This window comes from Sphingomonas cynarae, from assembly GCF_039537815.1.
Lineage (GTDB): Bacteria > Pseudomonadota > Alphaproteobacteria > Sphingomonadales > Sphingomonadaceae > Sphingomonas > Sphingomonas cynarae.
Genome location: NZ_BAABBF010000012.1, coordinates 79,605 through 90,406 on the forward strand (window position 1 = coordinate 79,605; position 10,802 = coordinate 90,406).

The window sequence follows — 10,802 nt, forward strand, 5'->3', positions numbered from 1 at the left end:
CAGGTCCTGGAGGGCTTGACATGACCTATCATGCGAAGGTGATCGCCGGCGGCAAGATCGTCATCCCTGCGGATTTGCGTCGTGAACTCGGCATCAGGGATGGCGACTCGGTAGCGCTGGAGCGGACTCCCGAGGGGATTTCACTGGTCCGGGACGATCCCGAAGCGGCATTGTTGCGTTTGCGCGAAGGCCTGCGGGATTATAGTGTCGACCAGTTCCTGCGCGAACGGCGGCAGGACTGAGGGGAGTGAAGCACGCCGTCGATGCCTCGGTCATTCTCGCCTATGTCCTTGGCGAAGAAGGTGGCGATGTACTTGCCGGTGACGGGGGACCGTTCCTGCTCTCGACGGTCAATTTGACGGAAGTGCTGACCAAGGTGATCGAACGGGGCATGAACCCCGACGATGTGGTCCGTGCCCTGCGGCTGCTACCGATCGAGCATGTCGAGCATGGCAGGGATGATGCGATGGCGACCGCCCGGCTTCGTCAGTTCACCCGGCACCTCGGATTGTCGCTGGGTGATCGCGCATGTCTCGCCTTGGGGAAGCGACACGGTGTGCCGGTGCTGACCTCGGATCGGGATTGGGCGCGGCTCGACATCGGCATCGACGTTCGCCTGATCCGATGACCGGGCGTTCCCTGTCCCCTGCGCTGGCCTTCGGCGTCGCGGCGGCGGGTATCGGGCTCTTCTCCGTCATGGATGCGGTGATGAAGACGCTGGTGCTGGCGATCGGCGTGTACAACGCGATGTTCTGGCGGTCGCTGGTCAATGTCGGGCTGGGGGCCGCCGCGTGGCGGCTGGGGCGGAGCGGGCAGCCATCGGCGCGGGCGATCCGGCTGCACCTGTTGCGCGGCGGCGTGACGACGCTGATGGCGCTGCTGTTCTTCTGGGGGCTGGCGCGCGTGCCGATGGCACAGGCGATCGCGCTGACCTACATCGCGCCGATTCTCGCGCTGCTGCTGGCGGCGGTCGCGCTGGGCGAGCGGGTGGGGCGGCGCGTGGCGTTCGCGTCGCTGGCGGCGTTCGGCGGGGTGATCGTGGTCGTGATCGGCCAGTCGCGCGGCGCCGCGACGGGTGGCGATCGCTGGGGCGTGGCGGCGATCCTCGCGTCGGCGGTACTCTATGCCATCAACCTCGTGATCGCCCGGGTGCAGGCACAGGCGGCCAGCCCCGGTGAGATCACCTTCTTCCAGTCCGGCGTCACCGCACTGCTGCTGGCGCTCGCCGCGCCGTGGCTGGCGACGATGCCGGCGGGGGCGGCATGGGGGCAGTTGGTGATCGCCGCCTGCCTGTCCACCGCGTCGCTGCTGCTGCTCGCCTGGGCCTATGCACATGGCGACACCGGTTTTCTGGCAACGAGCGAATATACCTCGTTCGTCTATGCCGCAGTGCTGGGCTGGGCGGTGTTCGGCGAGCGGGTGTCGGGCTGGACGCTGGCGGGGGCGGCGATCATCGTCGCGGCGTGCCTTCATGCCGCCCGGCGGCGTGACATCGGCGACAGCGCAGTGATAGGTGCCGCGACATGATCGCGATCCGCCCCGCCATGCCCGCCGACGTGCCCGTCATCCTGCGGTTCGTGCGCGAACTGGCGATGTTCGAGCGGGAGCCGGATGCCGTGCGGGCGACCGAAGCGATGCTGGCGGCGGCCCTGTTCGGCGACCGGCCCGCGGCAGAGGCGGTGCTGGCCGAGATGGCCGGCGAACCGGTGGGCTTCGCCCTGTTCTTCCACAACTTTTCGACATGGGAGGGGCGGCGCGGCCTGTATCTGGAGGATCTTTACGTCACGCCGGCGGCCCGCGGTCAGGGGGCGGGGGCGGCGCTGCTCCGGCATCTCGCCACACTGGCAGTGGCGCGCGATTGCGCTCGGTTCGAATGGTCGGTGCTGGACTGGAACGAGGGTGCCATCGCCTTCTACCGGGCGATGGGTGCGGTGGGGCAGGAGGAATGGACGGTGCAGCGTGTCAGTGGCGCGGCGCTGATGCGGCTGGCCGGCCAGTGAGGATGGGCCGATGAGCGTGGATCAGGGACTGGTCGATCGGGTCGCCGACATGGTCGCGGTACTGGGCGTGCCATCGTCGCGGCGGATGATGGGCGGCACGACGCTGTATTGCGACGGCATCCCCTATGCGATCGTGGATGACGACCTGCTGTGGTTCAAGGCGGATACGGCAAGCGATCCGCAATGGGACGAGGCCGGGGCGGCGAAGTTCAGCTACGAACGCGATGGCAAGACGGCCACGATGAACTATCGCCGGGCGCCTGACGATTGCTACGACGATGACGACGTGTTCCGGCACTGGGCGGAACTGGCGCTGGCGGCAGGCCGCCGGGCGGCGGCTAAAAAGGCCGCCCGGCGTCGCTGAGCTTATACCCGGCCGGCGGCCTCGTCGGCGTTCATCGGCTCGTGGCCGTCCTTCTTGGCGGCCTCGTAGCGTTCGATCGCCTCCAGCGTGATGCGCCGTGCCTCGTCCCGGTCGCCCCAGGTGCCGACGCGGACCCACTTCTTCTTCTCGAGGTCCTTATAGTGGGTGAAGAAGTGTTCGATCTGCTCGAACACGATCTCCGGCACGTCGCTGCGCCCCTCGACGGTCGAGTAATAGGGGAACACCGCGTCGACGGGCACGCAGACCAGCTTCTCGTCGCCGCCGGCTTCGTCTTCGAGGTTCAGCACCGCGATCGGCCGGGCGCGGACAACGCAGCCGGGGATGAACGGCGAGCGGGCGATCACCAGCGCGTCGAGCGGATCGCCATCGGGCGACAGCGTGTGCGGCACGAAGCCGTAATTCGCCGGATAACGCATCGGCGTGTGCAGGATGCGATCGACGAACAGCGCGCCCGACGCCTTGTCGAACTCGTACTTCACCGGTTCGCCGCCGGTCGGCACCTCGATGATGACGTTGAGGTCGTCGGGCGGATTGCTGCCGACCGGAATCAGATCGATACGCATGATATTCCCCTTTACCTAACAAATGTCAGCGTGGCGCCAACAGGCGATCAAGTCCTGTCTCGCCCGCACCGGTCTTCTGCAGGCGCGGATAGCGGGGGCCGTCGTGATAGTCGATGGCGACATCGCGGAACCGGTCTCCATTCCGGACGGTCAGCCGGATCGGTTCCTTCGTGGTCTGCGCGGCGACGATCGCCGCCTTCAGCCTGTCGCCACTATACGCCTCGCCGTTCACCGCCGACATCTGCGTGCCGACGTCGATCGCCGCCCTGAACGCGGGCGAATCCCACAGCGAGGCGGTGACGACGCCGTCCTTGTTGACGACCATGCCCAGCGAATAGCTGACATCGGTGCCGCGCGCCTTTTCCAGCTTGGTGAAATAGCTCGTCGGCTCGGGCGTATAGACCAGCGTGTAGCCGTTCATCACGAACCCCTGCACCGGCGCCGGCTGCCCCGTCTCCGTCAGGCGCTTCGTCAGGAAACCTGCCCAGTCATAGGGCCGGATGCCGTTCAGCGTCCGCACCACCGCGTCGAAATCATAGGTCAGCACGCCCCAGTCGCCGTCGCGCACCCCGAAAAAGGCACGGGCGAAATCGTCGATCGACTTCGTGCCGCCGGACTGGCGACGCAGCATCGCATCGACCTCCATCCAGACCATCAGCCCTTCGTTGTAGTAATCCTCCGACCGTTGCCAGCTGGTCCAGCCCTTGGGCGCGCGGGCGGAGATGACCGGATCGTTGGTGGTGTCGACCAGCGGCCGCCACTGCCGCCCCTTCGCCGCGTCGTAGATCGCGAGCGTCGCGGCATAGGCGTCGAGCGTGTCCTGTTTGGAGACGAGGCCGGAACGCGCCTGCAGCACATAGCCCCAGAACTGCGTCTGGCCTTCATATACCCACAGCAGCGAATCACGCATCGTCGTGCGGAAATCGGGGGTCCACAGGTCGGCGCCGCGGCGGAACTTGCCGTCCCAGCTGTGCGTGAACTCGTGGGGCAGCAGGTTGCGGCGGGTGACGCTATTGGTCCAGTCGATGAAGTAACCGGGGCCGACGCCGTTTTCCGACGACCGGTGATGTTCCAGCCCGATGCCGCCCAGCTGGTCGGTGATCGACAGCAGGAATTCGTATTTGTCGTAATGCTGCGCCCCGAACGTCTTCACCGCCTGATCGACCAGGCGCTTGTGCGCGTCGATCTGTTCGGGCGTGGCGGCCAGTTCCTTCGGATCGTCGGCGAAGACGTTCAGATCGACGCGCGGCGACAGGGGCCATGTCTTGCCGTACTTGCCCGCCAGCACCGGCGAATCGACCAGCGTATCATAATCCGTCACCTGATAGGCATAGGTGGCGCCGCTCGCCCGCGCCGGCACCGCGCCCGCCGCAGTCCAGCCGGTGGGATATTTCACCGTCATGCGGATCGGGATCTGGCGGGTGAAATAGCCGGCCGGATACAGGCTGACCGCGTTGGGCTGCAGGCTGATCATCGTCGGCGTCATGACGACGCGGCCCTGATCGGGCCTGGTCGCGGAGATGAACTGAAATTCCACGTCCAGCGTCTTCGCCCCCGACGGCACGTCGATGTGGAAGGCGAAGACGTCGACCGGATCGCGCGTCCACGGCAGCACCCGGCCGTTCGCGCGGACGACGAGCCCGGCCAGCTTTTCGATCTCGCCGCGCGGTCCGTGCTTGCCGGGCAGCCATTTCGGATAGAGCAGCGCCATCTTGCCGCTGGTGGCGACGGGGATCGTCTCCTTCACGCGAAAGATGCCGCGTTCGGTATCGGTGGCGTCGACATCCAGCAGGATGGTGCCCGGATAGGGCGTGTCGCGCGCGGCCGGGATCGTGTCGACGAAGGGCACCGGTTGCGGGGCGCTGTTGCCGGCGGGCACCTGCGCGGCGGCGGGAAGGGCGAGGCCGGACAGCGCGGCGGACGCGAACAGGGCGACGACGAACGTGGCGTGCATGGAGAACCTTTGATGCGGAAGGGGTTGCTGCGAGTGTAGGCACCCGCGCCGGCCCCCGTCCAGCCCCTCCGCCCGTCCCTTCGCCCTAACCGCCGCTGCCCAGCACATTGATGGTGAAGGCCAGCACGCCCAGATTGAACACGAACGCCGCCATGCTGTGGCCCAGCACGACCCGGCGGATGCCCGCAGCGCGAATGGTGACGTCGGAGGTCTGGAACGTCATGCCCAGCGTGAAACTGAAATACAGGAAGTCCCAGTAATCGGGGGTATCGTCGGTGCCGGGAAAGTCGAGCCCGCCGGCATCGTGCCCCGCCCCGTCGCCCAGATAATAGAGATGGGCATAATGGAGCGCATAGACGGTGTTGGAGAACAGCCACGTCAGCACCAGCGTCGCCACCACCAGCACGATCGCCGCGCCGTCGCTGCGGCCCTTGAGCTCGCCCGCCACCGCGACCAGGATCACCGCCATCGTCAGCCCGGTGAAGCCGAGCAGGACGGTGCGGTTGGCGTCGTTGCGCCGGGCCGCCTGCCGCATCGCCGCTGCCTCGCCGCGGCCCAGCAGCGTCGATACCGCGATCAGGAAGACCGTCGCGGCGAGGTCGAACGCCGCCATGATCCCCCGGCCGCGACCCAGCCACGGCATGGCGACCGCCAGTGCGCCGGCGAAGACGAGCGCGAACAGCACGAAGCGCGGCGGCGCCACCCGCTGGCCAAGGTCGCTCCATGGTGCGCGTTCCATCGCGACGACGCCTAGCGCAGGGGCGCGGGCTCGCCTAGATACCCGCCCTCTTATGGCCCGGATCGAAACCCCCAAGCGCGTGCGTGGCACGCAGGACATCTTCGGCGACGAACAGCGCCGCTTCGCCCACGTGCTCGCCACGTTCGAGCGGGTACGCGCGCTGTATTGTTTCCAGCGTGTCGATATTCCCATTTTCGAGGCAACCGAGGTGTTCGCCCGCTCGATCGGCGAGACCACCGACGTGGTGTCGAAGGAGATGTATTCCTTCCCCGATCGCGGTGGCGATTCGCTGACGCTGCGGCCCGAATTCACCGCCGGGCTGGCGCGCGCCTTCCTGACCGAGGGGTGGCAGCAATATGCGCCGCTGAAACTGGCGACTTCCGGTCCCGTGTTCCGCTACGAACGCCCGCAAAAGGGGCGGTATCGCCAGTTCCACCAGATCGACGCGGAAGTGATCGGCGCGCCCGAACCGGCGGCGGACGTGGAACTGCTGGTCCTGGCCGACCAGTTGTTGCGTGAACTGGGCGTGGAGGGGGTGACGCTCCAGCTCAACACGCTGGGCGATGCCGAGACGCGCGATGCGTGGCGGCAGGCACTGGTCGATCATTTCGAGGCGCACCGCGCCGACCTGTCCGAGGACAGCCTGACCCGGCTGGCCAAGAATCCGCTGCGCATCCTCGATTCGAAGGACCCGCGCGATCGGCCGGCGGCGGATTCGGCGCCGGATATCGACGCCTATCTGACGCCGGCGGCGCGCGCCTTCTTCGATGCGGTGACGGCGGGGCTGGATGCGGCGGGCGTGGCATGGACACGCAATCCGCGACTGGTGCGCGGCCTCGACTATTACCGGCACACCGCGTTCGAGTTCGTCACCGACCGGCTGGGATCGCAAGGGACGGTGCTGGCCGGCGGGCGCTATGACGGGCTGATCGAGTCGCTTGGCGGGCCGGCGACGGCGGGGGTCGGCTGGGCGGCGGGGGTCGAGCGGCTGGCGATGCTGGTGCCGGAGACCTCGCCGATTGCCGTGGATATCGCTGTCATCGCAGAGGCAGAAGAATTCCACTTGCCCGTCGTCGCGCTGACGGCTGCATTGCGCCGGTCCGGCTATTCCACGGAAGGATTTGTCACGGGCAATCCGAAAAAGCGTTACGAGAAGGCGCTGAAGGCCGATCCTGCCTATACTATCTCGCTCTCCCGTATGAATGGGTTGCCCCATGTTGGCGAACGCGGCCGGCGTGCGACATTCCATCCTGATGAACTGCGGGCGATCATCGACCCGATTACAAACGGTCTGGCATGAACCCCATCTCCCCCGACCGCATCGCCCAGATCGAGGCGCGGCGTGACGAATTGGCGGCGCAGATGGCACGGGGCGATCTGCCCGGCGACCGTTTCGTGGCGGTGTCAAAGGAATATGCCGAACTCGAACCCGTGGCGCAGGCTGCGGGCGAGGTGCGGCGGCTGCGCGCAGAAGCGGAAAGCCTTGCGTACATGGCCGAGGACACCGGCGACGACGAACTCCGCCAGATGGCGGCCGAGGAGCTGCACGAAAACAAGGCCGCGCTGGAATCCGCCAATCGCCGCCTCGCGCTCGCGCTGCTGCCCCGCGATGCCGCCGACGAGCGAGCGGCGATGCTCGAAATCCGCGCCGGCACCGGCGGGGACGAGGCGGCGCTGTTCGCGGGCGACCTGTTCCGCATGTACCAGCGTTATGCCGACGGGCAGGGCTGGCGGGTCGAGACGATCTCCGCCAGCGCCTCCGACGCGGGTGGGTTCAAGGAGGTCGTCGCCTCCGTCACCGGACAAGGCGTGTTCGCGCGGATGAAGTTCGAATCGGGCGTCCACCGCGTCCAGCGGGTGCCCGCGACCGAGGCGGGCGGGCGCATCCATACCTCCGCCGCCACCGTCGCGGTGCTGCCCGAGGCGGAGGAGGTTGATGTGAAGATCGACGAGGCGCGCGACCTGCGGATCGACGTCTACCGGTCGTCCGGTCCCGGCGGCCAGTCCGTTAACACCACCGATTCGGCGGTGCGGATCACGCATCTGCCCACCGGCCTCGTCGTGATCCAGCAGGACGAGAAATCGCAGCACAAGAACAAGGCCAAGGCACTGAAAGTGCTGCGCACCCGCCTGTACGAGGCGGAACGCGAACGGCTCGCTTCCGAACGGTCGGGCACGCGCAAGGCGATGGTCGGCTCAGGCGACCGGTCGGAGCGCATCCGGACCTATAATTTTCCGCAGGGGCGGGTGACCGATCATCGCATCAACCTGACGCTGCATCGCCTGCCGGAGATCATGCAGGGCGAACTCGGCGATCTGGTCGGCGCGCTGATCGCCGAGGACGAAGCCGAACGTCTCGCCACGCTCGATGCCTGATCACTCCGCAGGGGCGGGGCAGGACGGCATCCGCGCGGCGATCGTGGCGGCGGCGGCGCGCTTCGCCTTTTCCGCGACGCCCCGGCTCGATGCCGAACTGCTAATGGCACATGCGCTGGGGGTCGAGCGATCGGCGCTGCTGCTGGGCCATGACGGACCGGTTCCCGCTGAATTCGCGGCGCTGGTCGACCGTCGCGCGGGGCAGGAGCCGATCGCCTATATCACCGGCAGCCGCGGGTTCTGGACGCTCGATCTCGCGGTCGGGCCGGGGGTGCTGGTGCCGCGCGCGGACAGTGAGACGTTGATCGAGGCGGCACTTGCCCGGTTCGCGGCGGCGCCGCCCGCGACCATCCTCGACCTCGGCACCGGTCCCGGCACCCTGTTGCTGGCATTGCTGGATGAATGGCGGAATGCGCGGGGGATCGGGATCGACCGGTCGGCGGCTGCGCTTGGCTGGGCGCGTCGCAATGCCGAACCGTTCGGCGCGCGCGCTGCCTTCGTGCAGGGCGACTGGGGCACGGCGGTGACGGGATCGTTCGACCTCGTCGTCTGCAACCCGCCCTATATCGGACTGGACGAGGCGTTGTCGCCTGAAGTGGTCGGGTACGAACCCGGCGAGGCGCTGTTCGCGGGGGCGGACGGGCTGGCGGATTACTGCCGTCTTGCGCCCGAACTGCGCCGCCTCGTCGCGCCGGGCGGGGCGGCGATCGTCGAGATCGGCTGGACGCAGGCGGAGGCGGTCGGCGACCTGCTGCGGGCGCAGGGTTTCGCAGTCGATCTGCGCCGCGATCTCGGCGGGCGTCCACGGGCGTTGATCGCCGCTTGACCCGGTGGCAGGGCCGCCCATATTTCGCTTGTGGGGCAGCGTGCTCCGCCGCTATGAGCGGATCGGGGCATATGATCTTCAATCGTCAGGCGTCATTGGCCGGATGGCTCATGCCCGGCAACGACGACCGCGAGATCGTGCGGTGGCCCGCCTCATCGTGATGATGCTGCCCGGTGGTGGTATCGACGGGCTCGACGCTATGTCGGGCAGGGGCTGCGCCCGAACAACCCGCTGCACCGTTGGAACAGTGTTACTGGCAAGGGACGACAGGCTTGATCAATAATCGGCAGCAGCAGGCTGGGCGCCGTCGCGGTCGCAACGGTAGCGGCGGCGGCAACAATGGTGGCGGCCCGCGTCAGGGCGGTCAGGGTCGTTCCGACAACGGCAATCGTATCGATAACCGCGCGCGCGGCAATGCGAACCAGCTTTACGAGAAGTACAAGAACCTCGCGGCGGATTCGCAGCGTCAGGGCGACCGGGTGAACACCGAATATTATCTCCAGTTCGCCGACCATTATTTCCGGGTGTTGAGCGATCAGCGTGGCCGGTTCGAGGATCAGCCGCAGCAGCGCCGCCCCTCGCAGGACTTCGACGGCGACGACGAATATGGTGACGAGGGTGAGCCGATCCGCGCCGGCGAGCAGGGCGATGCCCAGCGGCAGGACCGTGGCGACCGACCGGTCGAGCGGCAGGAGCGTTTCGAACGGCAAGAACGTCCGGAACGGCAGGCCGAGCGCCAGGAGCGCCCTGAGCGGCAAGAGCGCGCGGAACGACAGGATCGTCCGCGTGAGGGGCGTCGCAACGAGCCGCGTGTCGAGGGGGGCGAGCGTCCCCGTCGTCAGGACAATCGCGACGATCGCAATACGCGTGCTGCCGATCGCCCGGCAGTGGATACGGAGCGCAACGACGCGCTCTATCAGCCGCAGACAGCTTTCCCGCCACAGCCCGAAGTCGCCGCCCAGCATCGTGCCGAGCCGATTGCGGCGGGAGAGAATCTCGAACAGCGGGCAGAGGCGATCCTTGATGCCGATGCGCCGCTGGCACCGCGCCGTCGCGGCCGGCCACGGCGGGAGGCTGCTCCAGTGGTAGAGGCCGTGTCCGGGGACAATGGCGTCGACGCGGATCGTCTGCCGCCGTCACTGAACATCTCGGCTGGCGATGCCCCGGTCGAGGACGACGCGCCCAAGCCCCGTCGGCGCCGGGTCCGTGCCGCCGTTACGGACGACGTCGCCGCCAGCTGAACGACGAGACGACCGGTTGAAGAAACAGGGGGTCGGTGCCGAAAGGTACCGGCCCCCTACCGTTTCAGCAGCTTGTCACATCCGCGATCAGTCGATCCGCTCGACATCCTCGTCATGCCCGGACCCGGAACTCAGGAACGCCAGCCCCATCAGGGCTCCCGCCAGCATCACCGATCCTCCGACGCCGCCGATCACGGCGAACATCGTCACGAGATGCAACGGGCCCTGGATATGTGCCATGACCGCGATCACCGCCGCGGCGCACAACATGCCGGCCATCGTCATCCAGGCCAGCAAGTTCCGGAATCGTGTCCAGGCATGGTTCGCCTGATCGGGATCGCCCAGGCCGGCGGGACGGTGGTTCATGGGATGGATCATGCGACCCGATCGACGATCACTCAACCTGATAGATCGATGGGCTGTCCGGAACATTTTGAATTTTTCTATGTAAACGCTGTTGACGTCAAACTGTCACGACCGTAGAGGGGTTTCACCGCAGCGGCGGCCTTCGTGGCCTGTTTCGCAGTGGTCGCAAAAAACCAGATGCCTTGTGCGACCTGAGAGGGGAGCTGGAGGGCGTTTCGGTTTTTGTTCTTTGACATTGTTGATTTAGATGAAGGGACATGTGGGCGGCGGCCTGCGGGATGTCTGGCGTTATCAAGGCGTCGGATGTGTCGTAAGCACTAAGCTGTTCTCACAGGTCCTTCACGTATCCATA

Annotated in this window: 13 protein-coding genes; 9 read left to right on the top strand and 4 right to left on the bottom strand. The window is 67.1% G+C overall.

Going from position 1 to position 10,802, the window contains the following annotated elements; translation table 11 throughout:
- The first annotated feature begins 20 nt into the window (after positions 1-20).
- The 5 genes from ABD719_RS17650 to ABD719_RS17670 are packed head-to-tail and all read left to right on the top strand — an operon-like array spanning position 21 to position 2,364.
- Positions 21-242, top strand: a complete 222-nt coding sequence (locus ABD719_RS17650; protein WP_344694669.1) for an AbrB/MazE/SpoVT family DNA-binding domain-containing protein — start codon at positions 21-23, stop codon at positions 240-242.
- Positions 243-247: 5 nt separating this feature from the next.
- On the top strand, positions 248-628 hold the full coding sequence (locus ABD719_RS17655) for a type II toxin-antitoxin system VapC family toxin (protein ID WP_344694670.1): 381 nt from the start codon (positions 248-250) through the stop codon (positions 626-628).
- Entirely contained in the window at positions 625-1,527 is a 903-nt protein-coding gene (locus ABD719_RS17660) for a DMT family transporter (RefSeq protein ID WP_344694671.1), read from the top strand. The genes ABD719_RS17655 and ABD719_RS17660 overlap by 4 nt, the downstream gene beginning before the upstream one ends.
- Positions 1,524-2,000, top strand: a complete 477-nt coding sequence (locus ABD719_RS17665) for a GNAT family N-acetyltransferase (RefSeq protein WP_344694672.1) — start codon at positions 1,524-1,526, stop codon at positions 1,998-2,000. Before ABD719_RS17660 ends, ABD719_RS17665 begins: the two co-directional genes overlap by 4 nt.
- Positions 2,001-2,010: 10 nt before the next feature.
- Positions 2,011-2,364: a TfoX/Sxy family protein gene (locus ABD719_RS17670; protein ID WP_344694673.1), complete on the top strand. Its 354-nt coding sequence runs from the start codon at positions 2,011-2,013 to the stop codon at positions 2,362-2,364.
- 2 nt (positions 2,365-2,366) lie between these two features.
- Here ABD719_RS17670 and ppa read toward each other — a convergent pair whose 3' ends face one another.
- From ppa to ABD719_RS17685, 3 genes are all read right to left on the bottom strand, one after another.
- Positions 2,367-2,948: an inorganic diphosphatase gene (gene ppa / locus ABD719_RS17675; RefSeq protein ID WP_344694674.1), complete on the bottom strand. Its 582-nt coding sequence runs from the start codon at positions 2,946-2,948 to the stop codon at positions 2,367-2,369.
- A 25-nt stretch (positions 2,949-2,973) separates the two neighbouring features.
- A complete protein-coding gene (locus tag ABD719_RS17680; protein ID WP_344694675.1) occupies positions 2,974-4,902 on the bottom strand; it encodes a M61 family metallopeptidase in 1,929 nt (642 codons plus the stop codon).
- 85 nt (positions 4,903-4,987) lie between these two features.
- Positions 4,988-5,641, bottom strand: coding sequence for a DUF1345 domain-containing protein (locus ABD719_RS17685; protein WP_344694676.1), 654 nt, complete (start codon positions 5,639-5,641; stop codon positions 4,988-4,990).
- A gap of 52 nt (positions 5,642-5,693) precedes the next feature.
- Between ABD719_RS17685 and hisS the strand changes: the two genes are divergently transcribed.
- The 4 genes from hisS (at position 5,694) to ABD719_RS17705 (ending at position 10,084) form a co-directional block, all read left to right on the top strand.
- Complete coding sequence (gene hisS, locus ABD719_RS17690; protein WP_344694677.1) at positions 5,694-6,941, top strand: histidine--tRNA ligase; 1,248 nt, start codon at positions 5,694-5,696, stop codon at positions 6,939-6,941.
- Positions 6,938-8,017 (top strand): peptide chain release factor 1, encoded by a 1,080-nt coding sequence (gene prfA, locus ABD719_RS17695; RefSeq protein ID WP_344694678.1) that lies wholly within the window; start codon positions 6,938-6,940, stop codon positions 8,015-8,017. Before hisS ends, prfA begins: the two co-directional genes overlap by 4 nt.
- Positions 8,010-8,843: a peptide chain release factor N(5)-glutamine methyltransferase gene (gene prmC / locus ABD719_RS17700; RefSeq protein ID WP_344694679.1), complete on the top strand. Its 834-nt coding sequence runs from the start codon at positions 8,010-8,012 to the stop codon at positions 8,841-8,843. The genes prfA and prmC overlap by 8 nt, the downstream gene beginning before the upstream one ends.
- A 272-nt stretch (positions 8,844-9,115) precedes the next feature.
- Entirely contained in the window at positions 9,116-10,084 is a 969-nt protein-coding gene (locus ABD719_RS17705) for a DUF4167 domain-containing protein (RefSeq protein WP_344694680.1), read from the top strand.
- A gap of 87 nt (positions 10,085-10,171) precedes the next feature.
- Here the strand turns inward: ABD719_RS17705 and ABD719_RS17710 are convergent, their stop codons facing one another.
- The gene (locus ABD719_RS17710) at positions 10,172-10,450 is read right to left on the bottom strand and encodes a hypothetical protein (protein WP_344694681.1); all 279 of its coding nucleotides are present in this window, start codon (positions 10,448-10,450) and stop codon (positions 10,172-10,174) included.
- Positions 10,451-10,802 lie beyond the last annotated feature (352 nt).